Origin of the sequence: Vibrio zhanjiangensis, assembly GCF_030161235.1 — a bacterium.
In the GTDB taxonomy this organism is placed as follows: Bacteria; Pseudomonadota; Gammaproteobacteria; order Enterobacterales; family Vibrionaceae; genus Vibrio; species Vibrio zhanjiangensis.
Genome location: NZ_BSPW01000001.1, coordinates 26,077 through 50,690, shown reverse-complemented (window position 1 = coordinate 50,690; position 24,614 = coordinate 26,077). Strand labels below are relative to the sequence as shown.

At 42.5% G+C, this 24,614-nt stretch carries 20 protein-coding genes, 1 pseudogene and 1 riboswitch; of the genes and pseudogenes, 10 read left to right on the top strand and 11 right to left on the bottom strand.

All coding sequences use genetic code 11. The features are described from left to right. Positions 1–14: 14 nt before the first annotated feature. The 8 genes from QQK21_RS00230 to QQK21_RS00195 form a co-directional block, all read right to left on the bottom strand. Positions 15–941: a LysR family transcriptional regulator gene (locus tag QQK21_RS00230; protein WP_284190202.1), complete on the bottom strand. Its 927-nt coding sequence runs from the start codon at positions 939–941 to the stop codon at positions 15–17. A 144-nt stretch (positions 942–1,085) separates the two neighbouring features. Beyond that, positions 1,086–1,799 carry a thiamine ABC transporter ATP-binding protein gene (gene thiQ / locus QQK21_RS00225; protein WP_284190201.1) on the bottom strand — a complete coding sequence of 238 codons (714 nt, stop codon included), beginning with the start codon at positions 1,797–1,799 and terminating at the stop codon, positions 1,086–1,088. After that, entirely contained in the window at positions 1,786–3,387 is a 1,602-nt protein-coding gene (thiP, locus tag QQK21_RS00220) for a thiamine/thiamine pyrophosphate ABC transporter permease ThiP (RefSeq protein ID WP_284190200.1), read from the bottom strand. Before thiP ends, thiQ begins: the two co-directional genes overlap by 14 nt. Positions 3,388–3,396: 9 nt before the next feature. After that, the gene (thiB, locus tag QQK21_RS00215) at positions 3,397–4,389 is read right to left on the bottom strand and encodes a thiamine ABC transporter substrate binding subunit (RefSeq protein ID WP_284190199.1); all 993 of its coding nucleotides are present in this window, start codon (positions 4,387–4,389) and stop codon (positions 3,397–3,399) included. A 49-nt stretch (positions 4,390–4,438) separates the two neighbouring features. Further along, positions 4,439–4,557: riboswitch (TPP riboswitch) on the bottom strand. A gap of 27 nt (positions 4,558–4,584) precedes the next feature. Beyond that, the gene (locus QQK21_RS00210; RefSeq protein WP_284190198.1) at positions 4,585–5,223 is read right to left on the bottom strand and encodes a flavin prenyltransferase UbiX; all 639 of its coding nucleotides are present in this window, start codon (positions 5,221–5,223) and stop codon (positions 4,585–4,587) included. A 14-nt stretch (positions 5,224–5,237) separates the two neighbouring features. After that, positions 5,238–6,587 carry a UDP-N-acetylmuramate:L-alanyl-gamma-D-glutamyl-meso-diaminopimelate ligase gene (gene mpl / locus QQK21_RS00205; protein ID WP_284190197.1) on the bottom strand — a complete coding sequence of 450 codons (1,350 nt, stop codon included), beginning with the start codon at positions 6,585–6,587 and terminating at the stop codon, positions 5,238–5,240. Between the two features lie 328 nt (positions 6,588–6,915). Beyond that, a complete protein-coding gene (locus QQK21_RS00200) occupies positions 6,916–7,995 on the bottom strand; it encodes an OmpA family protein (RefSeq protein WP_284190196.1) in 1,080 nt (359 codons plus the stop codon). Continuing rightward, positions 7,992–9,725, bottom strand: a complete 1,734-nt coding sequence (locus QQK21_RS00195) for a hypothetical protein (RefSeq protein WP_284190195.1) — start codon at positions 9,723–9,725, stop codon at positions 7,992–7,994. Before QQK21_RS00195 ends, QQK21_RS00200 begins: the two co-directional genes overlap by 4 nt. Positions 9,726–10,392: 667 nt before the next feature. On the opposite strand from QQK21_RS00195, the gene fbp reads away from it, so the two are divergent. Together fbp and ppa are read left to right on the top strand one after the other, a co-directional pair. After that, the gene (gene fbp / locus QQK21_RS00190) at positions 10,393–11,406 is read left to right on the top strand and encodes a class 1 fructose-bisphosphatase (protein ID WP_284190194.1); all 1,014 of its coding nucleotides are present in this window, start codon (positions 10,393–10,395) and stop codon (positions 11,404–11,406) included. Positions 11,407–11,585: 179 nt separating this feature from the next. After that, the gene (gene ppa / locus QQK21_RS00185) at positions 11,586–12,113 is read left to right on the top strand and encodes an inorganic diphosphatase (protein ID WP_284190193.1); all 528 of its coding nucleotides are present in this window, start codon (positions 11,586–11,588) and stop codon (positions 12,111–12,113) included. Between the two features lie 40 nt (positions 12,114–12,153). Here ppa and QQK21_RS00180 read toward each other — a convergent pair whose 3' ends face one another. Genes QQK21_RS00180 through tamA form a run of 3 tightly spaced genes read right to left on the bottom strand, consistent with a single transcriptional unit; the run spans position 12,154 to position 17,985 of the window. Next, positions 12,154–12,501: a gamma-glutamylcyclotransferase family protein gene (locus QQK21_RS00180; protein WP_284190192.1), complete on the bottom strand. Its 348-nt coding sequence runs from the start codon at positions 12,499–12,501 to the stop codon at positions 12,154–12,156. A 19-nt stretch (positions 12,502–12,520) separates the two neighbouring features. Beyond that, complete coding sequence (tamB, locus tag QQK21_RS00175; RefSeq protein ID WP_284190191.1) at positions 12,521–16,279, bottom strand: autotransporter assembly complex protein TamB; 3,759 nt, start codon at positions 16,277–16,279, stop codon at positions 12,521–12,523. Continuing rightward, positions 16,276–17,985 carry an autotransporter assembly complex protein TamA gene (gene tamA, locus QQK21_RS00170; protein WP_284190190.1) on the bottom strand — a complete coding sequence of 570 codons (1,710 nt, stop codon included), beginning with the start codon at positions 17,983–17,985 and terminating at the stop codon, positions 16,276–16,278. The genes tamB and tamA overlap by 4 nt, the downstream gene beginning before the upstream one ends. Positions 17,986–18,103: 118 nt before the next feature. Here tamA and msrA point away from each other — a divergent pair, with 118 nt between their 5' ends. The 8 genes and pseudogenes from msrA (at position 18,104) to QQK21_RS00130 (ending at position 24,575) form a co-directional block, all read left to right on the top strand. Then, the gene (gene msrA, locus QQK21_RS00165; protein ID WP_284190189.1) at positions 18,104–18,733 is read left to right on the top strand and encodes a peptide-methionine (S)-S-oxide reductase MsrA; all 630 of its coding nucleotides are present in this window, start codon (positions 18,104–18,106) and stop codon (positions 18,731–18,733) included. 228 nt (positions 18,734–18,961) lie between these two features. After that, positions 18,962–19,510, top strand: coding sequence for a YtfJ family protein (locus QQK21_RS00160; protein ID WP_284190188.1), 549 nt, complete (start codon positions 18,962–18,964; stop codon positions 19,508–19,510). Between the two features lie 76 nt (positions 19,511–19,586). Then, positions 19,587–19,889, top strand: a complete 303-nt coding sequence (locus QQK21_RS00155; protein ID WP_284190187.1) for a DUF2607 family protein — start codon at positions 19,587–19,589, stop codon at positions 19,887–19,889. Between the two features lie 70 nt (positions 19,890–19,959). Continuing rightward, entirely contained in the window at positions 19,960–20,727 is a 768-nt protein-coding gene (gene zrgA, locus QQK21_RS00150) for a zinc uptake protein ZrgA (RefSeq protein ID WP_284190186.1), read from the top strand. A 55-nt stretch (positions 20,728–20,782) separates the two neighbouring features. Further along, on the top strand, positions 20,783–21,490 hold the full coding sequence (locus tag QQK21_RS00145; protein ID WP_284190185.1) for an ABC transporter ATP-binding protein: 708 nt from the start codon (positions 20,783–20,785) through the stop codon (positions 21,488–21,490). Continuing rightward, positions 21,487–22,746, top strand: a complete 1,260-nt coding sequence (locus tag QQK21_RS00140) for an ABC transporter permease (RefSeq protein ID WP_284190184.1) — start codon at positions 21,487–21,489, stop codon at positions 22,744–22,746. Before QQK21_RS00145 ends, QQK21_RS00140 begins: the two co-directional genes overlap by 4 nt. A gap of 191 nt (positions 22,747–22,937) precedes the next feature. Next, positions 22,938–23,363: pseudogene (locus QQK21_RS00135) on the top strand (DUF3299 domain-containing protein); the annotation flags it as partial. Between the two features lie 315 nt (positions 23,364–23,678). Continuing rightward, positions 23,679–24,575 (top strand): TIGR03899 family protein, encoded by an 897-nt coding sequence (locus tag QQK21_RS00130; RefSeq protein WP_284190183.1) that lies wholly within the window; start codon positions 23,679–23,681, stop codon positions 24,573–24,575. Positions 24,576–24,614 lie beyond the last annotated feature (39 nt).

The following is a 24,614-nucleotide window of genomic DNA, read 5'->3' as shown; positions in this document are numbered from 1 at the left end:
TACTAAAGGTAGCTCTATTGCTTATGTTGGTACAGCCCTTTAAAAGTATCTATCAAAAAGTTTGTAATCGTGTCTGTATTAGCAGCTTTTTTTACTAATACGTGATTAATATTCATTGAAGTATTCATAAATGTGGTTTTCAGTTTGATCAACTGCCCATTCTGCACTAATGAATGACATAAGGCTTCAGGTAAAAATGCCCAACCTTCACCAGCCAGTATTGAGGTGATAATCTGCTCATAAGATACCAGCTGAATATGCCGTAAGGAATAAATGCATTTTTCCACTTCTCCTTCATCAAATCGGTCACTCAGCGTATACATCGTATCATTGATGAAATCAGGAAACGACATCCGTTTTTTCTTGTTGAGAGGTGAGTTGCTTCCTGTATATATATTCATAGCAATAGAACCCAAGTAACATCCATCCAGACCACTAGGAGGAATATATCGTACTTGATCAACAACCATTCTTGATATTGCAAGATCATATATACCTTTTTTTACTCCCTCTCGGGCTTCATAATTATTCTTATTTACCCATTTAATATTACAATTAGGAAACTTGTCACCAATCTCTTTATTAACATGAACAATATAATTATTTGGTACACACTGACTAATTGATATTTTATATTCACTTTTTTGTGATTCAAATTTATTCAAATTACTTATAAAATCCTCGAATTTATATACAGAAAACATAATACTACTAGCTCCTCTTAGGTATTGCCTACCTAAATCAGTCAACATAACATTATGCCCATTTCTTATTATTAATTCAGCATTAAGAGCGATTTGTAAGTTATCGATATGTTCTCTTACTGTAGTACGATCGCGATTTATTTTCCTCGCGCCCGAAGAATACGATTTAGTTTCAGCCACTGCAATAAAGGCCTTTAACTGCTCCAATGTAAAAGATAATCCCTTTTCTTTTCTCATTCCATTTATAGCTATTCTAATGATAAAAAACAACTCTAAATAAATAGATTCTTATGATCAAGTTATAATTTTAAAATAATTAAAACTCAATAATTAAAATATATAAATTTATATTCCATCTGTTGGAATTAAAGTGAGAATATCTTAAACACTTATTTTTCCAGCTTTTACAAACGCACTCAATATTGGGTCTTTATGCTCGGACGTCAAATCCTCAATATTGCCTGACACCCAGACTTTGCCCTTATCGACATAGGCAAAATGTGACCCTATGGCTCTGGCATCACTGAGATGATGAGTCACCATCACAAGGGTAATATTGCGTTCAGCGGCCAGTTTTTTTACCAAATCAAGCATTTCTTCACGAAGTACTGGATCTAACGCAGAGAAAGGTTCATCCAAAAGCCATATTGGATGAGATTGCACAAAGCATCTGGCCAACGCAACTCGCTGACGTTGACCACCTGATAATTGTTCAGGTAAACGATCGAGATAGTCGACAATACCTACTAGGCCCGCCGCTTGTTCTACCAAATAACGCTGCTCTCGATTTAATTTCAAACCTGGGTGCAAACCTAAACCTATGTTTTCTCTCACGCTAAGGTGAGCAAACAAATTATGCTCTTGAAACAAGAATGCAAATGGTCGCTGATAAGGTTCAAGGCCACTCAGTTCAATATCATTAGCAACAATGCTGCCGCCAATAGGATCAATAAATCCCGCCGCTAACGCTAACAAGGTTGATTTCCCTGCCCCACTCGGCCCCATAACGGCAACACAGCTACCGCGCTCAATGTGTAAATCAAATTGAAATCTATCCTTTTGATAGTCGTAAGTAACGGCATTAAACGTCAGCATATTTCACCTTAGGGTTGACTTTAAATAAGGTTTCAATAAGAGCAAAGCAGCCTAGACTGAGAACCAACAGCGTCAAAGAGACCACGGCTGCAGCATCAGTTTGATAGCTCCCTAAAAGTTGAAACAAATACAGCGGCAAAGTCCGAAAATCTTGGCTACCAAACAACGCGATGGCGCTGAGATCTCCGATAGCAAACATAAAACTAATCGCAAAAGCGTGTGCTATTGGTTGACGAAGCGCCCGCCACTCAACTAATAGAAACCTCTGTATGCCTTGCATTCCTAGAGTGGCACATAAATACTGAGATTGTTGCTCAATATGCAGCATAGGTTGCGACAGTGTTTTGATCACATAGGGCAGCCCCATTAAAGCATTGACCATCACCACGACGACAAAGCCCAGACTGAACACATCGGTAAAACTGCGCAGCAGCAAAAACAGACCCGTTGCAATCACCAAACTTGGTGTGACAAGAATAATCGTACCGATAAGCTCAATTTGGTCAGCGTAACGAGCTTTACGATTAAGCCTTAAACGCCGACTAGTAAGCAAAATTGTAATCCCTGCAAAAATAGCAAGACCACTTGCTAATATTGCCACTTTGCATGATGTCCATAGAGCGTCCCAAAAGGCTTGATCACTCAGTACAGCCAAGGCTTGTGCATTCAAGCCACTCCACACCACCATAAACAATGGAGGAATGACCAAGCACACACTCACAACAATCCAAAAACCATCCCAAAGGCGAGATCCCAATGTGTTGACTACAGAGAACTCCCGAGTTGCTTGCGTGGTCGGCGTGACTGAAACAGCTTTTGCCAAACGATGCACGGCTAAGGCAATAAAGCTACACAAAAGCATTTGCCATAGCGCCAAAATCGCCCCTGTTTGTAAATCGAAGTCAAATTTCATGGCTTGGTAGATCGCCAATTCAATCGTGGTAGATTTTGGGCCGCCACCAAGAGCCATCACAGTCGCAAAGCTTGTAAAACACAGCATAAATACTAAGCCCAAAACATGAGGCAGTTGCTGACGTAACCTTGGCCACTCTACCCATTTGAACTTATGCCAGTGCCTAATACCAAGATGAGCACAAAGTTCATGTTGTTCTGATGGAATCGCTTCCAATGCCATAAGCAACAAGCGACTGGCATAAGGCAGGTTAAAAAAAACGTGAGCGAGAAGAATACCGTTAAGACCATAGATGGAAAATGGCAGTTTAAAGCCTAACCATGAAAAGAGTTCGAATAGGATGCCTCGATTTCCATAAATTGAGACCAGTCCAAATATCCCAACTAATACAGGTAGAACTAAGGTTGAGGAAAACAGCTTGAGCAACCATTGTTTACTAGGAAAGGTATTTCTTGATAACGCATGAGCAACGGGAATTGCCAGCCCAACACTCAGAAATGTCGATAATAATGCTTGATAAAAACTAAACTTTGTAATGTGCCTGTAATAAGGATCAGACCAGATTTGTGACAAATCCAGTGACGGGGTTGAGGAAAACAAGGCACCAACGGCAAAAACCACAAAGGCCGCGATAAATATCGCGACCCACATGCCTATGGCTGGAATTTTACCCAAAGCGGCTCCTTAGAAAGTTAACGCGCTTTGCCACTCTCGAATCCATGTTTTACGGCTTTGAGACACATCGTTTTCATTTATACTCAACGCTTTTTGAGGTACGGTGAGCGTTGCAAAACCTTTGGGTAGTGTCACGTCAGTCACAGGATACATCCAATTGCCAGTTGGCATAAGAGATTGAAAGTCATCACTTAAAATAAATGACATGAATTCATCCGCAAGCTCGGTATTGGTTGAGGACTTGACCTTGGCCGCTACTTCAATTTGGGTATAGTGCCCTTCACTAAAATCGGCAGCAGCGTATCTTGAATCATTTTCAGCAATCAAATGGTAAGCGGGCGATGTCGTGTACGAAAGCACCATATCCGCTTCACCATCAAGAAACATCGAATACGCCTCAGACCAACCTTTAGTCACAGTAACCGTTTTTTTGGCAAGCTGCTGCCATGCCGGTGAGACAGCATCACCATAAACCGATTTCATCCACAGCATTAACCCTTGTCCAGGAGTCGAGGTACGCGGGTCTTGGTAGATCACTTTTAGATCATGACGAGATTCAACCAATTCCTTAAGACTCTGAGGCGGTTTTGCGAGTTTTTCTTTGTCATAAACAAAAGCAAAATAACCAAAGTCAAAGGGGATAAATACATTATCCGTCCAGCCATTAGGCAAGTTAATTGCTTGAGTGTTGACCCGATGCTCGGTCAGCAAACCGGTTTTCTTTGCTTCAGGCATGAGATTTTGATCAAGACCAAGGACCACATCTGCTTTGGTATGTTCACCTTCCAAACGCAGACGATTAAGAATCGACACTCCATCATCCAAAGCAACAAAGTTCAAGTTGCAGTGACATTTGTCTTCAAATGCCTGCTTTATCTTCGGACCAGGTCCCCAGTCAGCAGCAAAGGAATCATACGTGTAGACAGTTAATGTATTCTCTGCGGCTAACGCAGAAAAAGAAGTGAATAATGCTATAGCTATCGAGCTATAAAAGGTTTTCACTGCTCGCTCTCCTTGATTGAGCGGCACAGGCTTGAGCGAACATTCATTGTAAATGTTTTGACCCAATTCCTACGCCAGTATTATCTGGTTCAGGTAATACGGGTCCTAGGCAACGCCTAATCTCAGCCCTGTCATGTGCCGTGACAGTCAGCTCCCCGTTGAGTGTTGACCGAATTGTAATTGTTATTTTATGAATTATCTAGCATCCGTTGCTCTGGAGTCGTATCCCCAGCGCGGGACTATTTTTTGCTCTATTCCCAAATGGTCCAAAATCCTAGCCACCATAAAATTAACGAGATCGTCAATTGATGTGGGCTGATGATAAAAACCCGGAGCCGCGGGCATAATCGTTACACCCACTTGTGAAAGCTTTAACATGTTTTCTAGATGCAAAGTCGAGAAAGGAGTTTCCCGCACAACCAACACCAGTTGACCACGCTCTTTTATCACAACATCAGCCGCTCTCTCGATAAGGTTGTCGGAAATACCGTGAGCAATCGCAGCAAGGCTACCTGCAGAGCATGGGCATATGACCATCTGCTTAGGAGCGGCCGATCCTGACGCAACCGGAGAGAACCAATCGTCTTTCCCATACACATGTAACAGCTCAGCGTCGCAACCAAGATGCTCCACCAATATCTGCTGAGCCGTTTGAGGATTTGCGGGCAACTTCATGTCATGCTCGGTGGCAAGCACAACTCTTGCGGCTGAAGAAATCAGCAAATGCACCTGATAATTGGCGGCCAATAAACACTCTAGCAATTTCAGGCCGTATGGCGCTCCTGAAGCCCCTGTGAAAGCGAGTGTGATTGCTTTGTTGTTTGTTTTACTCATACGACTCTATTCGCTTATTCGGCAAGTTTTGCAAGAAGCTTATCTTGTATACCATCAAATCCACCATTACTCATCACCAAAATTTGATCGCCCGGCTTAACTTGCTCGCGTACCATTTCAACTAAAGTGTCAACGCAATTTGCGCTATACGCAGGCTGCTTACATTGCATGGCGATGTCACCAACGGACCAATCAATATTGTCTGGCTGATAGAGAAAAACAGCATCAGCATGATGAAGTGACTTAGCCAAGGTGTCTTTGTGCACGCCTTTTTTCATCGTCGCACTACGTGGCTCAAGTACTGCAAAAATTCGCTTACTGCCAACCTTATTACGTAATCCATTAAGAGTCAGCTCAATGGCGGTAGGATGATGAGCAAAATCGTCATAGAGACAAACCTGATTCACTTCACCTTTAAACTCTAGCCTACGACGAGTATTGACAAATTTAGCCAAAGCATGGCAGGCCAATTCAGGCACCACTCCGACATGGCGAGCGGCTGCAATCGCCATAAGGGCGTTATCAATATTGTGGTCACCCACAAGATCCCATTTTACGATTCCCGATTCCACACCATTAAAAAACACTTTAAATTGAGAGCCATCAATGACGAGCTTCTCGGCTCGCCAATCACCTTGTTGACCCGTCACTTCTTTCTCACTCCAACACCCTCGTTCGAGCACATCATCAATCTCAACATTTTCCGTCACAAGAATACGCCCATTACTGGGGACCGTTCTAACTAAATGATGGAATTGACGTTTAATCGCTTCAAGATCATCGAAAATGTCGGCATGATCGAACTCAAGGTTATTGATGATCAAAGTTCTAGGGTGATAGTGGACAAACTTTGAACGTTTATCGAAAAAAGCGCTATCATATTCATCGGCTTCAACGACAAAAAACATACTTTCGCCCAAGCGAGCAGAAACCCCAAAATTACCCAGTACACCTCCGACTAAAAAGCCCGGTTGGTAGCCACACTCTTCAAGAATCCAAGCCAACATACTCGATGTGGTGGTTTTGCCATGAGTCCCAGAAACCGCAAGCACCCAGCGGTCATGCAGAAGAAACTCCTGTAGCCACTGTGGGCCTGATGTGTAACGCATATTGGTGTTAAGTACATGTTCAACGCAAGGGTTACCACGGCTCATTGCATTGCCAATCACGACCAAATCAGGCGCAGGATCAAGCTGAGAAGGATCAAATCCTTCAATGATGTCAATACCTTGAGACTCAAGTAGGGTGCTCATCGGAGGATAAACATTGGTATCACTGCCCGTCACTTTATGGCCTAGCTGACGTGCCAACACAGCGGCCCCGCCCATAAATGTGCCACAGATACCCAAGATATGAATATGCATCTAAAACCGTCTCCTCAGGTTAAAGCTGACTCGATATTATGGTGATTATACGCATAAATGCGAGCATCTTAAGTTAGGTTTTGGTTGAAAGCACACAAATATCAACCGATAAACCTTTCTGAAGGATATAAACGCTAAGCTTGCGTCGCTGCAATTGTTTAATTTGGATTAAAAAACTCAAAGAACCCAGCCATCAAAGACTGAGGTTCATTAAAAAAGAAAGAAGCTGTAAATCTGCGAAACATTAATAGAAAGACCGCTGCAGCTCCTACTATGGATAGATAGGATCATCAAGTTTCCATATTTGAGCTCTCTACCCTCTATCTTTTTATTCCACAGCGTACTCAAATTTAGGAATCATGATCTCTACTCTGCGGTTTTTCTTACGGCCTTCAATTGTGCTATTTGGATATTTAGGGGCACTTTCTCCCACACCATAGGCGATAATTCGTTCAGAGTTGATACCTACCTCCAACAGCTTTTTTTCCACAGCTTGAGCTCGTTTTTCTGATAGACCTAAGTTATAGTCAGAAGCTCCCGAATCGTCAGTATGCCCAACAATTTCGACCTTCGCTTGTGGATATGCCTCCATCACTTCAACTAACTCTATGAACCATGGTAGGTTATCAGTTTTAAGCTCAAAACTGTTGGTATCAAAAGAATCTGAGTGGTGCTCCCAACGACGGAATATACCTGATGACTCATTTACTGCGACTTCTTCTTGGGGTTCCTCAGCAACACTTAATCCATCAACCGTATATACCGTTCTTTGCGAATTGCCGAAGCGATAATTGACTTTTAACCCAAACAAGGTTGCTGGTGACTCTTTAAACTCTACCCTATCAATCATAGTTTCTAACGACCAACTCGAATTAATGATATATTCCAAGCCTGCCGAATAATACAAAGATGTATTATTATCTGAACCACTTTTATTTTCAATTGCCACAACTTCATGATTAGTGTCAGCGTCCCAAAAGAACGCACCAGCACGCACCGACAATGTCCAATCAGGACTTAGAAAGTATCGATATCCTAGCTGTAGAGTTAAACCATCTCCAGATTCTATGGGAGCAATACTTTCTACATTTTCAACTGATGTTCCTGCCGGAACTGCTGCAACTATCTGTGAATCATATAAATTGAGATAACCAACCTCAGCGTGCCAATTTTCGGTTAAGTTATAGCCGACACCAAACCCATAAGAGAATCCGGTATCAGTAATGTCTAAGTATTGTCCATTGAAAGACCCGAGATCCGATTTATTATAATCACTGGTGGTATATGCCCCCTTGCCAAAAATATAGATATCAGAAAGAAAATTTTGGCTCATATCTTCAGCATGAAGTTTCTCGATCGATATAATATTTGCCACAGCTAACATTGTGAGAAGAATACATTTGTTCATTTTCTACGTCCTAAACCTACTAAAAATAACACCATCAAATAAGCTAGCCCAAAGGATCCCGCATCGACCTCTGCTATCTGCATACCATTTAGCGAATTCGGACTATTAATAAATTTATAATTTCCACTATTGTCTGCCGCCAACAATTCTTCAGAATCCGGTAAAGAATCATTATCACTATCTAGATCAAGGTAGTTAGGACGGCCATCATTGTCTGTATCAATTGGGAAAATGTCATCATCAACACCATCGCCATTGAAGTCATTCCCCAAGGTGACGTCTACATCAATGGCATCGTCAATTCCATCATTATCGCTATCTAGTCCTGATATCGCAGATTTACCTGTATTTTCGTTTACATCAGGAATCCCATCGTTGTCACTATCAAGGTCAACATAATCCGCTATACCATCGCCATCGCTATCTGTTGGTTCCAGAGAGTCATCCACACCATTGCCGTTACTATCATTACCCTGGGTATAGTCAACATCGAGTTCATCATCGATGCCATCAGCATCCAAATCTATACCCGATAACTCAGGGCTATGGCTGTCTTCAAGTGAGTCTGGGAATCCATCATTGTCACTATCTGCATCGCGGTAGTCAGGTATCCCATCCATGTCCGTATCGGTTACTTCTAAAGAGTCATCAACACCATTACTGTTATTATCCATGCCAGCTGTTTGATCTACATCAATCACATCATCAATACCGTCAGAGTCCGAATCTATGCCTGTCAACTCAGGTAAATTAGCTTCCTCTAATGCATCAAGAATACCGTCATTGTCGCTATCAACATCAATATAATCGGGAGTACCATCATTATCTGAATTCATCGGTTCAAAGGCGTCGTCCACACCATTTCCATTGGTATCCGTACCTCCTGTGCTATCCACATCAATCGCGTTATCAATACCATCACTGTCTAAGTCGTTACCTGTCAGATCTGGTAGGTTGATCTCTTCGATAGCATCTGGAATACCATCATTATCACTGTCAAGATCTAGGTAATCTGGTACGCCGTCGTTATCAGTATCTAATATGCAATCATCACCTTGTTTATCTAGAATTATTCCATCAATTCCCATATATGTATTAGCGCTACTTGCATTAGGGGAATAAACAGCAAACTTCAGCTTCTCTGTCTCATTCTTTACTTTAAAAGTGATTGAAAACTTCTCCCATTGTTGCTCTTCCATTGTGGTAAACGTCGTCAAAGGGGAAATTGCTGTTTGGTCACCAAACGTTATTTTCCACCCACCTTGTCGACTAGAGTCAGTCATTAAAATTTGATATGCCGATATACGAATTTCAGCACCTACCTCAAGCCCACTTAATTCTGTGGAAAAACCTTCAACAGCATCACTTCTAACCCATCCACTAGCGAGCACTCCCCCATCTGGCGATGCTTTATCTAGAAGCACACCATTTCTACCATCAAACGGAGCTAAAATACTGTCTGCTGAACCTCCATTATTTTCCCAACCACCTCCAGTAACATCGCCATTATGACCATCGCTCCTTGCTACATCACTAAGGCTCTCAAATGTACCATCAGCCCCACCTATAGAAATATCACACCCATTAGATTCAATATAATTAGGAATACCATCATTATCAGAATCCAAAATGGACCATTCCGGTGTATTTTGTGCTTGTACATTCATTGAGATAATTACCCCAATAGTAATGCTTAATATATTTAATTTATTGTCAAAAATTCTTTTCATTTTTTCACTCTATTAAAAACACCCATTAATTTACACTGTTTATAAATCCATCTATCAAACCTATTTTTCTAATGAATGGCTTAACCTAATCATTTTAAAAGGCAACACATGAAAGAAAATTTCCCACTTCAATCTTATAAAAGGATTTAATTACATATTTGAATATTATCTTTCACAAAGAGAAAGTTATTTAAAGTTTTAATCGGTAAAAGACAACGGCATCAATAATAAAATATAACCAGGTGGGAGTTCCTATTTTACAAATAAAAAAAAGCTAAAAAAAAACCTAAAACATATGTTATGTTTTTTATATAAATTTACATTCGCTAAAATTACAAATTGAAAACAGTCAAAAAGTTAAGTTCCAACTGAAAGTAAAAACCTCATCATTTGAGACCGTAGATTCCTTAAATCATCCCTAGGAAAGGGAAATGTTGAACAATACCGATTTCTGTTTAGGTAGAGGTAGAGGTAGAGGTAGTAACATGATACCTAGGTATGGACAAATCTCACAATCGTTCTACCTATTCAATAAAACGAGATCTTCGTCGGTTACTTCATTACCAATAATAAGAATTAGCTTTTAGAATAGAGCCTGGCAGAGTAGTGATCCGTTAGAGATCACCATGCCAATACCCTACTATTAAAGCGACTTAAAGGAAAAAACATGTCTGGTATGCGCACCCTTGGCGAATTTATTGTCGAGAAACAAGCGGACTTCCCCCACGCTAGCGGTGATTTATCATCACTACTTTCTTCCATTCGCCTCGCAGCTAAAATTGTTAACCGTGAAATTAATGCTGCTGGACTTGGTGATATTACGGGTGCCGTTGGAAGTGAAAACATCCAAGGAGAAGCCCAACAAAAACTCGATGTCTATGCCAATGAAAAGTTCAAGGCCGCTTTAGAAGCCAGAGATCAAGTCTGTGGTGTCGCCAGTGAAGAAGAAGATGAAGCGGTAGCGTTTAGTAAAGAGCTAAATAAGAATGCTAAGTATGTCGTGTTAATGGACCCTCTCGATGGGTCATCCAATATTGATGTTAATGTCTCCGTCGGTACTATCTTCTCAATCTACCGACGAGTGTCTCCTATTGGAACGCCGCCTACTCAAGAAGATTTCCTTCAGCCTGGGAACAAACAAGTGGCAGCCGGCTACGTTATCTATGGCTCATCGACTATGTTGGTTTACACCACGGGCAAAGGTGTGAATGGTTTTACTTACGATCCATCCTTAGGAACCTTTTGCCTCTCACACGAAAATATGATGATTCCCGAAGACGGTACCATCTACTCAATCAACGAAGGTAACTACATTCGCTTTCCTATGGGCGTCAAGAAATACATCAAGTATTGTCAAGAAAACGAGCCGAACGAAAGCAGACCTTATACTTCGCGCTATATTGGCTCATTAGTGGCCGATTTCCATCGTAACCTTTTAAAAGGCGGAATCTACCTCTATCCAAGCACTCAAAGCCACCCCAATGGTAAGCTACGTCTGCTCTACGAGTGTAATCCGATGGCTTATATTATTGAGCAAGCTGGTGGTGTTGCCTCAGATGGAAAAAATCGTATCATGGATTTAAAACCGACTGAGTTACACCAACGCGTACCTTTCTTCGTTGGCTCAAAAAATATGGTCAAGAAAGTCGAAGAGTTTTTGCTGTATTATCAAGAAGACTAAATAAAGAGGCGCTAAATAGCGCCTTTTTGACATTTTCTTGAGCCAAATCTCGCCTTATCTAGTTTACAAAAAACCAAGTTTGGCAGTAAGGTATTGCGATCTTATATAGCCCGAAGGCTATTTAAGATTTCAAGCGACATTTCGCAGTAAAAAGTCAATACAAACAAGGAACTTCCCAAATGAGCTTAAACAAGGTACCAGCAGGTAAATCTCTTCCTGATGATCTCTATGTCGTCATTGAAATCCCTGCTAATGCAGATCCGATAAAATATGAAGTAGACAAAGAATCCGGCGCTGTGTTTGTTGACCGCTTTATGTCTGCGCCCATGTTCTATCCATGTAATTATGGCTATGTAAACCACACCTTATCCCTTGATGGCGATCCGGTCGATGTTTTGGTTCCAACGCCATACCCTCTGATGCCAGGATCTGTCATTCGCTGCCGACCCGTTGGCGTACTAAAAATGACTGATGAGTCTGGCGAAGATGCGAAAGTCGTTGCCGTACCCCACACTAAGCTCTCTAAAGAATACGACCATATTCAGGACGTAAACGATCTCCCAGAGCTGCTAAAAGCACAAATCACGCACTTTTTTGAGCGATACAAGGAACTTGAATCCGGTAAGTGGGTAAAAGTAGACGGCTGGGAAGATGTAGAGTCAGCAAGAAAAGAAATTCTAGAGTCTTACCAACGCGCACAAAAATAATGATTAAAAAAGAGCCTCTTATGGCTCTTTTTTAATTCCATTAGACCCTTTGGCACCAGTCTCCCGAGGAAATCAATGTATCGAGCTTACTGCTGTTTTGATACAAGTAAATCCACGCTTGGCCAAAGGGTGTCTCAATCTGCTCTCGGCGATATTCAACCGGAACATCTTCTAATTGATCAAGATGACTGAGCGTTTGATCATCAATAAGGTAAACTTCACCCAAAATGGAATCATGACCTTCGATTACCGCTGGATATGAACCAAGATCATATAAAGCATAGTGAGGTAAGGTTTCACAGTGGCCTAAGCACTGATTCCCTAATAAATAATTATGGTTTCTTTCACCTTGTCTTAGGGTTCCATACACAAAAACTAAATGTTGCATCCTGCATCTCACTATTTAATTAGTTGAATTCAAACTGATAAAGTAAATCGACGGCACTATCTAGCCCAGAAACGGCCTCTACATAAAGGTCCTGCATTAAACGATAACGAACCGTAAACTCTCCAACTGAGTCAAAAATACCCACACCATACCTTACTTGAAGACCTGGGAACACATAACCACTCACGGTGACTTGAGAATCATCCCCCGAGCCAGCCGTGTCCAATTGCAAGTCTTGGACACCAAACGCTTCCCCTATTTCACCGACCACGTGACCACTTTTCGCTAAGCTAAGCCCAATTAAAGTAGAGGTCACGGTATTGCCTCCCGATTCTCCATCAATGTCTCGACCACGCAACAAATAAGACAATGCATTCGCTTGCGGTAAACTGGGCTCAGAAAATATTGTTACACTTGGTTCGTCGACTGGACCAATAACCTTAATTCCAGCAGTATAGCCATTCTGAGTATTGTCTGGGTTACGTATTGCGGTAATTTGTACAAATGGCTGATCAACAGGTCCATTCATCAAAATCTTTCCTTGTTGAATCAACAAGTCTTGACCAAAAGATCGATAAGAACCATCGATAATATTCACCTCACCAGTGACAAATGGCCCTTTATCTCGCTGTGAGATATTTAAGTTGCCAGATAACTCACCCTCAAGCCCAAAAGCGGATAGCTTGAAGTCATCACCAATACTTATGTTGATGTTGGTTTCGACGGTAAAAGGAATAGTAGTACGCGAATCCTCTGGCTCTAGCTGATCATTTAAGATCACCTGATCTTTAGACACGCCGATCGCACTGGGCGGTAGCTCCTCCACAACGACTTTCCCCCAAGGCAAAGAAATAGTACCGTCGATACGAGCTTGTTTCGGAGATGCTGATATCGTCATATCAGGAATGACTTTCACCTTAACCATCGGCGGTATATCTACCATAAGCTCATCGGCAAACACTCGCATATTGGTCTGCCAATTTTTAAGATCTCGCCAATCGGCATCACCTGAGGCTTGCAACTGACCATCTGGTGTATTGATCGCAGCCGTTAGACTTGCACCATAACCAGAGAAATTGATTTCAACCTTACCCGAATCAACCTCAATAGGGCTAACGTCCCCCTTAAGCAAGAGCTCATCAAGCAAAAACTGTCCCTGAATCTTAGGTTTCATAATAGGGCCAGAGAAAGACAATTTAGAATTCAGCGTCGATTTAAACTGACTGTAATCCCCCAAAAACGGCTCAAGAAAGTCCAATTTAAGTTCGGTCAGTTGAATATCACCCTGAATTGATTTCTTTTTATCGACGACGTTCTTGACTTTAGCTTTACCCGTAAACTCTCCATTATCACTCAAATCAATCAACCAATTTGCTGACAACGTATTGTTTTCTAGGGCTGAATTTAGCTGAATCTTCTCCCATCCCAAATGTATCGGATGGGTATTTTGATCGATTACTTTGCCTTGGGTCATATTAAGATCAAGCGATAATTGAGGCGGGGAGTCGGGGGCCCAATTCGCCATGGCAGAGAGATTAATATCGCCAACGAGTTCTGTTTTTTCAGGCACAAAAGCATTGAATTGTTTAAAGTCTAAATCTGTGACTGAAATCTGAGCTTTACCACTTTTACCCGCATTCATATCCTTATCTAAACAAATCGATGCACCAGCTTGTCCCCAACAATGAGCGGCAACAAAGACCTGTTGAGATTGCGCTGAAAATCCAATCGATGTGGCTTTTTTTAGTGTCCAAATGCCTTGTTTGGACTGGATAAACATATCGTCCAACACCCCTTGCCAAGCTAACTCTGGGGCTCGCTGCAAAGCCCCGTGTAAGGTCAGTTTAGTTGAGGCGACATTCGACTTCACATCCAAACTAAGTGTATGTTTCTGCTCGCTGCCTTCCGTTTTTAGCCAAACATGATCAATAGCATAACTCTGATAGTTCGCCCCAAGCACCGAAAGCTTTGCATTGCCTGATATTTGGCCCAGAGGTGATAACTCTCCCACCAGTTCGATAGATTTAGCCGTAAGGTCTTTTTGCCAGCCAACATCACCAGCGTTGAGCGCTAAGCTTACTCTAGGTTCATGTAGGTCACCCTTTAGTGCAATATCACCTTGTAGATTGCCACGTAAGTTCGGCACTGATAGCGACATATCAGGAAATGACACGGTTACCTGCATATCCGCATTTTGTTCAATAACACCGCTCGCTTTTACGTAGTTTGGTCCATGAGACAATACCACCCCAGAGGTGAGAAGCTTAACATCGCCAGAACCATCTTGGTCAGACGCCGACAACTGCCCATCAAGATTGATAGGATAGCCACGAACAATGCCCTCAATATCCAGCTCTGGGAGCGAAATCTGCCAGCCACCTTGCTCGGTCAATCCACCAGTGGTCGTCAGATGACCACTTAGGCGCCCTTCCGCCTCATGCCACTGCAATCCCGGCTGAATATCTCGCAATAAGAGATCTGCAGACCAGTTGATCGGAGTTTGCCAATTCGCCATCGCTTTACCAGACACTTCTCCACCCAAGGTTTTCAAAGACAGAGTTTGCAACACCACTTGGCTTTGGTCACCGCTACCCAGAATGTTCAATTGCGCATCTGGAATATCTTGACCTGAAAGGCTGGAAGCGAAATCAATGTTGTAGCCATCCAAAGAGCCTTGAGCATTCAGCTTATCAACAAGAACCCAATAATCCCCTTGTCCAAGCAAAGGCCATTGCGCTTTCCCATCACTCAACGACAACTCAAAAGGAACGTCCGAAGTCAATGGCTGGATAAACGCCTTTATTTTGCCTTTGGCTAGACCACCCAATTCTGCATCTAGGGAAAGCGTTGAGAGACTACCCGATGCTACAAGATTTAAGGTTTGTCCCTTGGCAACAGGCTGTTTGATTGTGGTTTCCAGAGTCAAGCTAATTGGGTAGTCTTCTGCCAAGGTGACTGCGCCATTTAATTGCCCTTCCAATTGAGGCATATCAAGTTGCAAAGTCTTTATATTGATTTCAGACCCTGCAGCTCGGGCCTCCAACCCCAAATGAGTGACAACAATTGGTGTTTCTTGTACCAAAGTAAAATCGTTAATATCGAGTCGAGACAATTCAATTTGTAATGGCAATACGATATCTGGCAATTCAATATCGTGTTTACTGTTGGTCACGGGAGTCGTTGAAGCTTGTGCGGTGTCTTTTTCTTCAGCTAATGTCAGTTTAGTGCTTGTTAGTGATGTATTCTCTATGCTTAAACGCGATCCTATAAAACTCAGCTCAGAGACAAAGGAACCGATTTGCGATTGATAGCCAAGAATATTGAGATCCACATCCGATAGAGCCAAACGTTTCACTCGAAGCGGGAGCGGTAATTCTATATTGGCATCACCACTATCCTCTGAGACCGCTGGACTGTCATCAGATGATGGCACCTCCGGCATAGAAAACCTTACTCCATCAAGCTTAAGGTCATCCACACAAATGCTTGGCTCAATGAAACATGAAATATCGACACCCAGTGTTATCGACTGAGCGTCAATATCCAAATTCAATGCTGGATCGTTAAAGGCAACTTTATTGAGTGTAAAACGCGGAAAAAGAGCCCCAGAATAAGAGTCAATCCTAAGTTGTGGAAGCGATTTTTCCGCAGCCCAAACAACCAGTTTCAACCCTGAATTGGTAAATAGGACAATAGATAACCCAATAATAACAACCAGTATCAAACTCATGGCCAGAACTGAAAGCCACTTAGACCACCTTACAACAAACTTGGTCATAACTCTGGGCCCATTGTGAAATGAATTTTGAATTCATCACCCGGAGTGGCATCAAGCCCCCAAGCAAAATCTAACCTTATCGGTCCAACAGGAGATGCCCAGCGCACACCGACTCCTGTACCTCTTTTAAAATCAGGCTCATCGTTAAAAGCATCACCATAGTCATAAAAAACGGCTCCCCACCAGTTACCATATACTCGATATTGATACTCAAGTGACGAGGTCGCAATATATTTTGCGCCCGTTAAGGCCCCGCTACTGTCTGTCGGTGAAATGGATTGATAGTTGTAACCACGCAAATTATTATCACCACCAGCAAAAAAACGTAATGATGGTGACAATCGGTCAAAATCTTCAGTGAGGTTCGCACCACCATCTATGCGGAAAATCCCTCGATGATTTCTCCCTGCACTACGAATCCAAGTCATCCCTCCTTGAAGGCGAAGTACCTTGGTTTCTGACAATGCTCGATCATCGCCAAATTCAAGTATTAATGATTGTTTATCCCCCCAGCTCGGCATTGCGCCACCACGGATTCTACTACGACTAAAACTCATACCAGGTAGTAGAAATTGCCCAGAATCATCTTGTAAACCTTGCTCGTAATTTTCCAATAGGTAACGAATAAAAAGGGTTCTATGCCATCCATTATCGAGCAACCAATGGCGTTCCAAGGCTAAATTCGATTCCAAACTTTGAGTATCTCGATTGTCGAGATTTTTCATACCGTACTTGAGTTGATAATACTCATTGAGAGCATCTTCAAGTGGAATTTTATAGCCTGCGGTCACCGTTTGCTCTGGGCCAGAGAGCGAGAAGCTACTGTTGAAGCTATGTCCGTGACTGTTCACCCAAGGTTTTTTCCATTTGAGCGATCCTTTGACGCCAACATCGGTAGAATAACCAAGACCGGTTTCTAATTGATTCTTAGCTTGTGGAGCCAAAGAGACTTTCATTGGCAATTCTCTTCCTTCTCCCAATTGAGAAAGATCAGGTTCAACAAGAACAGAAGAGAACCATTCTGTATTGGATAAGTTCTGATTATATTCTCCCACCGCAGATGCCAAATAGGGGTCACCCTCTTTGTAGGGTGACAGTGATTCAACACGTGCTATATCGATTTGACTCCCTGCGATAGAAGTTTGTCCAAAGACATAGCGAATTCCACTATCGAAATGAAGTCGAACAAAAGCCTGATTGAGATCAGGCGCCACTTCCAATCGACTTAAGGTGTAATCGCCATCAAAATATCCTTTCTGTAAGGCGAGGTTACGTATGCGTGATTTCAGGCCATCATACAGACTGTGATTTAATACCTGTCCCTGCTCTAGGCCGCTTTTATCAACCAACTTTGTAAACGCTTGATCATCTTGGGCCTCACCTGTGAGCTGTATATCAACCAGTGCAATTAATACTGGGTCACCAGGTGTGATTGTGACGATTAACTGCTGATCATCTTCGTCCACTTCAAATGAAAAATTAGGGTGATAATAGCCCAAGGCATTGAGCGCTTCAGTTAAACGCTTTTCTACTCGAGATTGAAAACGCAACCCAGTGTTATAATCTTCTTGGGGAATGGCTTCTAGGTATATCTCGACATTTTGCTCCAACTCTCCAGAAAGTCCACGGATAGACAACGCCACTTCCTGCGCTAAAGTAGAAAAACTGCTTAAAAGTAGAATTGCTGGAAAAATCGCTCTTATCATGGTCTATTGGTAGCCTACACGTCGTAACGAAATAATAACGCCACTGAAAAAAGATGTCTGTACGAAAACAGTCAATTAGGCGGTCTACTCCCAAGAATATCGTTTAAGGAGATGAATTATGCTCGACAAACAAGTCCAGATAACTGCAGAGCAAGCGCTTCCCGGCCGTACTCAGCCCCTCAAGGTTGACGAAAAGCATTACGTTAATCAATCCAATATCAAAGCAAGTCCACCTGCAAATTGCCAAGAGATATTGTTTGGAATGGGATGTTTCTGGGGGGCTGAGCGTTTGTTTTGGCAGCTAGAAGGCGTGATCAGTACCTCTGTTGGTTACGCTGGTGGCTATACGCCAAACCCAACCTATGAAGAAGTTTGCTCGGGTAAGACAGGACATACAGAAGTTGTTAGAGTGGTATTTGATCCAAGCGTCATTTCTGTTCAAAGCCTATTGCAAGTATTCTGGGAACGCCATAACCCAACGCAAGGAATGCGCCAAGGTAACGATCGGGGAACACAGTATCGTTCTGCTATTTATGCATATAGTGAGCAACAGCTAAAACAAGCTGAGACGTCTAAAGAAGACTACCAAAAGTTACTTGGCCAAAACAGCGCGGATATCACCACAGAAATCAAAATCGCTGGAGAATATTACTACGCTGAAACTTACCATCAGCAATATTTGGCGAAAAACCCTAATGGCTATTGTGGGCTCAATGGGACTGGTGTCTGTTTCCCGCCAAATTCATAAGACTTCACGACCAGATCATCATATTGAGCCAGTAAAAAACTGGCTCTCGTGCCAGTCACATTTTCAGTAGCCCCTAACTATTACTGAGTATTCTCCCCCAACCCTTTGCCAACCAATAACCGATTGGATCACAATTACACCGACAAAATTCTCTATGTCAGTAAGTGACGCAGCCAGAGAAAATTTTTCAATATATAATTGGTCCTCATGCAAGAAAGGAAGAATAAGATGAAAATAAAAACGCTGATTGCCTTGGCAATGGTATGCTCTTCAACAGCTTCAGCACATAACATCAAAGTTGATCAAATGCTGCCAGCCGTTGACGTTTCAAACTATGGCGAGATCATGGTGAATGGGAATGACATAACATACCAAGCATGGGCATCACAAGATATGCTCGGTAAAGTGAGAGTGATTCAAGCCATCGCCGGACGAAGCAGTGCAAAAGCCCTCAATCAACCACTTATGGCTGCTATTACCGCCTCAAAGTTTGCTCAAGACAGTTACCAAACAACGTCAATCATCAATCAGGATGATTCCATCTGGGGAACGGGTTCTTTTGTAAAATCGTCAGCAGAAGAGAGTAAGAAGGATTTTCCATGGTCTTCTATGGTTTTAGACGAAGATGGCAAGGTCGCAAGTGCTTGGGATTTACAAGAAGAATCATCAGCAATTGTGGTCCAAGATAAACAAGGCAGAGTCCTGTTTGTCAAGGAAGGCGCTCTGGATCAAGATGAGATTGAACACGTCTTAGCTCTAATCAAAGAAAATATTTAGCACAATTTTAAACATAGCGCTTTCATTTTGATTGTTATAACATAACAGTTGTTCTGTTGATGCCCAATTAAGCGCTATGACTCATCCAAATCGTTCAAAAATACGACACCCTAATGCAATGATTGCTATTGCGATTATTCTCGTATTATGGTTGAGCTGGGCCTATATTGCCCATCAATATGAATTCGATGTATCGAAACACCATCAACATCACTGCCAACTTTTTACATCTCTACAACACGCTGTTGGCCACACCCCGATTATCTTGATCAGTGAGCCCCAGAGCGATATTTTTAGCGTTAGCCCAATCTATCACCTGTTCCAACAAGTGGTATTTAGTTATCTCGCCCGCTCTCCCCCTGTCGACCTAATAAAATGAGTTAAATGAAAAACAAATTGCTGAGAAAAACGCAGCAACAATTTTAAATTACCATTGATTAGGATTTACAATGTACTCTATAAAGAAAATCGCCATCATTGTTAGCTTTGCTCTAAGTACTGCAGCACTGGCAAATGAAGAGTTTCGTCAACATGAAGCTCACGTACACGGCCATGTCGAGTTAAATATTGCCCAAGACGGTCAGGAATTATTGCTAGAGATTAATGCTCCTGGCGCCGATGTATTAGGCTTTGAGCACGCTCCTCAAAATAAACAACAGCAAGAAGCTTTGGATAATACCTTAGCTCATCTCGATAATGCAGCCTCTCTGTTTGCTCTGACTTCCAATGCGGGATGTCAAATCATACACCATTCTGTAACTCACACTCTAGACGCAGATGAACATGAAAGCGAGAACTGTCAAGACGGCCAAGACGGTCAAGACGGTCAAGACGGTCAAGACGGTCAAGACGGTCAAGACGGTCAAGACGGTCAAGACGGTCAAGACGGTCAAGACGGTCAAGACGGTCAAGACGGTCAAGACGGTCAAGACGGTCAAGATTGTCAAGATTGTCAAGATTGTCAAGATTGTCACCATGAGCATAATGATAGTCACCAAAAACATCATCACGACCACGCTCATCACGCTGACGCTGGCCACGGCGAATTCACCATTGAATATCATTACCAATGTAGCAATCTAAGTGCACTCTCAGAGATTGATACGCAGTGGTTCAATCACTTCCCAGCAACACAATCTATCAGAGTGAATTTAATGACAGACAAAGCTCAGAGCGTTACAGAGCTGTCTGAGAATAACACTAAGATTTCACTATAAAGCAGCTTTCGCCTGAAGACTCTGTTCTTCAGGCTTCTTATTTAGGTCATCTGCTATGATAAAAAATACTGATCACTATGTGGTCGAAATGGACCATGTCTCTTTTACTTGGCCAGATAATAAAGCGCCAACATTGTGTCTCGATAATCTATCTATCAAAAAGGGCGAGCACCTGTTTATCAAAGGTCCTAGTGGCTGTGGCAAATCGACATTACTAGGGTTGCTCACAGGTATTCACACAATCGATACTGGGAAGCTACATGTATTAGGAAAAGATCTAGTACAAATGTCAGGCAGTCAACGAGATAAGTTCCGCGCCGATCATATTGGTTATATCTTCCAGCAATTTAACTTGCTGCCCTACCTTAGTGTGATTGAAAACGTCATTCTTCCGTGTCAGTTTTCTGAGCTGCGAAAATCTAGGCTCGACACACTACCTATCGAGCAAGCAAAAGCATTACTAGAAAAACTGCACCTAGCAAAACATTTAATGCACAAACCCGTGGTTGAGCTAAGTATTGGTCAACAACAACGTGTCGCAGCAGCACGAGCACTGATTGGTAAACCAGCGTTAATTATTGCAGACGAACCGACCTCCTCACTGGACTACGATAATCGCAGCGCGTTTATCGAACTATTGTTGGAACACGTCAATCAAGCGCAAGCAAGTTTGTTATTTGTAAGCCACGATCCAAGTTTAGAAAGTGTATTCGATCGAACTCTCAATCTAAGCCAAATTAATCAAGCAGGAGCAAAGCTATGACTCCAATATTTATGCTTGCGTGGAAAAGTGTCCTAAATCGCAGAGTCACCGCCATATTAACCATCATGACAGTCGCGATCTCTGTCATTTTGCTGCTGGGCGTTGAACGTGTTCGCACTCAAGCAAAAAATAGCTTCGCCAACACTATTTCGGGCACCGACTTGATTGTTGGTGGTCGCTCAGGGCAAGTCAACCTACTCCTATATTCTGTCTTCCGTATTGGTAATGCCACCAATAATATTGATTGGAAAAGTTTCGAAGAGTTTAGCCATCACCGCGCGGTAAAATGGGCGATCCCTATTTCTCTAGGCGATTCTCACAAAGGGTTTCGCGTTATGGGCACCAATCATGACTACTTCCAACATTACCGCTATGGTAAAAAACATCCGTTAACCATTTCCAAGGGGAAAGAATTTAATGGATTGTTCGAAACGGTCATTGGTTCAGAGGTTGCCCGAGATCTGGGGTACAAAATCGGAACAGAAATCATCATAGCCCATGGAGTCAGTGATGTCGGTTTTAGCCGTCATGATAACTTGCCATTTAAAGTCGTTGGTATACTTGATCCCACTGGGACGCCAGTAGATAAAACCGTGCATGTCTCGCTAGAGGCCATTGAAGCAATTCATGTCGGTTGGGAATCAGGAGCGCATCTTGGCAACACACCTAGCGCCGATCAGCTAGAAAGTCAGATATTTAAACCCAAACAGATCACGGCTATGCTGCTTGGCCTAAATTCCAAAATTCAGGCTTTTTCACTACAACGTCAAATTAATACCTATCCTAAAGAGCCTCTGAGTGCCATCCTCCCTGGTATCGCACTGCATGAACTTTGGGGAATGATGTCAGTTGCAGAGCAAGCATTAATGGTCATTTCCGTCTTCGTCGTTATTGCAGGATTGCTCGGCATGCTCTCGAGCTTACTGACCAGTTTACAGGAACGCCGCCGTGAGATGGCAATTTTGCGAGCAATGGGTGCAAGGCCAAGACACATATTGTCCCTACTTGTTTTAGAAGCAAGTTGCCTAACCTTGTTTGGACTGGTGGCAGGTGTCGTTGTCTTGTATGGACTCCTCGCGAGCGCTGCACCTCTCATTCAACAAAATTACGGCATTAATATTGAACTGGTCGCCTTATCTCATTATGAGTGGAAGCTTCTTGCAGCCGTGCAACTGGCAGGGACATCAATCGGCTTTATACCCGCTTTTCACGCATACAAGCAATCCCTAAGTGATGGAATGACAATTAGAGTGTAACCATGAAAAAAATATTAATCATACTCCTTGTTGTAGCGAATTCATTAGTAACAAACCTAGTCAGTGCTAAACAAGATACGGTCAAAACTGCTACACAGGAAAATATAACAACATCCCCAAAAGAATCAGCAGCCAAAGGAGAGCAAGCAAGCAGCACGAACACCAAAAAAGACACGAAAGAAAACACGAGTGATATTCTACAACTCGATTGGATAGATCTGATTCCCAAAAGTGAGCGCAACCAGTTTAACGCTCAAGGCATGCCCATAACCAACCACTCAGGAAATGCGGCTAAACAATCTTTGCAAGGTAAAGTGCGACAAGAGCTCAGTGGCAGCATGGTGAAAATTCCAGGATTTGTCATTCCTTTAGAAGGTGATGCCAACACAGTCACTGAATTTTTGCTCGTGCCATACTTTGGGGCATGCATACATGTGCCACCGCCACCACCCAACCAAATCATCTATGTAAAATTTCCACAGGGTGCTCCTATTCAGCAACTTTGGGACGTTATTTATGTGGTCGGTAGATTAAAAACGGTGAGCATGAGCCATGACTTGGCCGAAACTGGGTATATGCTTGAAGGGACGAGTATCGAAGAATATGATGACGACTAGAGATTAGAAAGTCTTAACAAAAATACAACCTGTCAATTATTTCTTTCTACTTATACATATCTAGACAGATAAACTAGTACTGCTAGATAAATAAAAAATAATAAGGTGATTGACAGGCTCTTTCTCAGTTTGTTCTCATTTAAAAGCTTCATAAGCCCTCCATGCACATGTAACAATTTTAACAAGTTATTATCATTTGGCATAGCGTCAATTTTCAAAGATTGCTCACAGAGTTTCTCTGGCAGCCCTGACAGATAAGAGGTAAATTTAAAGGATGTCTGTTTCTATTATGGTCAACTGGCCGTAGGTATTCCCATGTCCGAGAAACAAAAACCCGTGGTGCTCGATCATGAGCCAACTTCTGAATCGCAACATGAGAAAAAACCTAACTACATCAAAGACAGTGCCAGTCGTATCCTGAGTATTGCCCAATCTCACGGATTAGATGCTCTGTTACAAAAAGAGACGCCACAAAAAACCGCGTTAGAACGAGCGCTTGTGCGTGAGCGACGACAAAAAGAACTCCAGCAAAAGAATCTCGAGCACATCCTTAAACTTGCACACATGTCATGTAAAAATGAAACCGCTGGAGACCCAGACCATGACTGGCTACAGCGTTTTTTCACTATGGCTCAGGAAGTCCACAATGCATCGATGCAACGCCTTTGGGCACAGGTACTAAAACGAGAAGTCACCAACCCAGGCTCTACCTCGATGAAAGCACTTAAGACTCTCAAAGATATGTCTCCAAAAGAAGCACAAGTGTTACAAAGAGCAGCTTCTCTCGCATGCAGTTTTGGCGGAGATACGAGCCGCAAGCTTTTAATAGGCTTTCGTGCTCAAGGGGGAATTTTTAGTTTTGGCAAACGTAATATTACCGGCAACATAAATGTGGGTAGTTTTCAGCTACCTTATTCAAGTCTGCTGGTGTTATTTGAGCTCGGCCTAATGCACGGTACAGAATTGGAATCAGGGGTCATTGATTTGGATTCTCCCCTCCCGCTATTTTACCAAGGGAAAGAGCTGTCGCTTCAAGCCCATACTAGTGGAGTTCGTCTGCTGTATTACCGGTTTAGCCCAACAGGCAACGAACTGTGTAAGCTACTCGGTAACAAGCCAAATATGCAATATTATGATCAATTAATTGCCCTGCTGGGACAAAAGTTCACCCTACATACTGACTCTCAGAGCAGTATCGATCACACCGTTTAACCGACTTGCGCACATTTTATCCCAATGAACAAAAACGCC

Bases quoted from the DNA above. Each gene is read 5' to 3' on its own strand.
- QQK21_RS00230 (WP_284190202.1), bottom strand. From the start codon at position 941: ATGAGAAAAGAAAAGGGATTATCTTTTACATTGGAGCAGTTAAAGGCC.
- thiQ (WP_284190201.1), bottom strand. From the start codon at position 1,799: ATGCTGACGTTTAATGCCGTTACTTACGACTATCAAAAGGATAGATTT.
- QQK21_RS00210 (WP_284190198.1), bottom strand. From the start codon at position 5,223: ATGAGTAAAACAAACAACAAAGCAATCACACTCGCTTTCACAGGGGCT.
- mpl (WP_284190197.1), bottom strand. From the start codon at position 6,587: ATGCATATTCATATCTTGGGTATCTGTGGCACATTTATGGGCGGGGCC.
- QQK21_RS00200 (WP_284190196.1), bottom strand. From the start codon at position 7,995: ATGAACAAATGTATTCTTCTCACAATGTTAGCTGTGGCAAATATTATA.
- QQK21_RS00195 (WP_284190195.1), bottom strand. From the start codon at position 9,725: ATGAAAAGAATTTTTGACAATAAATTAAATATATTAAGCATTACTATT.
- fbp (WP_284190194.1), top strand. From the start codon at position 10,393: ATGTCTGGTATGCGCACCCTTGGCGAATTTATTGTCGAGAAACAAGCG.
- ppa (WP_284190193.1), top strand. From the start codon at position 11,586: ATGAGCTTAAACAAGGTACCAGCAGGTAAATCTCTTCCTGATGATCTC.
- QQK21_RS00180 (WP_284190192.1), bottom strand. From the start codon at position 12,501: ATGCAACATTTAGTTTTTGTGTATGGAACCCTAAGACAAGGTGAAAGA.
- tamB (WP_284190191.1), bottom strand. From the start codon at position 16,279: ATGACCAAGTTTGTTGTAAGGTGGTCTAAGTGGCTTTCAGTTCTGGCC.
- tamA (WP_284190190.1), bottom strand. From the start codon at position 17,985: ATGATAAGAGCGATTTTTCCAGCAATTCTACTTTTAAGCAGTTTTTCT.
- msrA (WP_284190189.1), top strand. From the start codon at position 18,104: ATGCTCGACAAACAAGTCCAGATAACTGCAGAGCAAGCGCTTCCCGGC.
- QQK21_RS00160 (WP_284190188.1), top strand. From the start codon at position 18,962: ATGAAAATAAAAACGCTGATTGCCTTGGCAATGGTATGCTCTTCAACA.
- QQK21_RS00155 (WP_284190187.1), top strand. From the start codon at position 19,587: ATGACTCATCCAAATCGTTCAAAAATACGACACCCTAATGCAATGATT.
- zrgA (WP_284190186.1), top strand. From the start codon at position 19,960: ATGTACTCTATAAAGAAAATCGCCATCATTGTTAGCTTTGCTCTAAGT.
- QQK21_RS00145 (WP_284190185.1), top strand. From the start codon at position 20,783: ATGATAAAAAATACTGATCACTATGTGGTCGAAATGGACCATGTCTCT.
- QQK21_RS00140 (WP_284190184.1), top strand. From the start codon at position 21,487: ATGACTCCAATATTTATGCTTGCGTGGAAAAGTGTCCTAAATCGCAGA.
- QQK21_RS00130 (WP_284190183.1), top strand. From the start codon at position 23,679: ATGTCCGAGAAACAAAAACCCGTGGTGCTCGATCATGAGCCAACTTCT.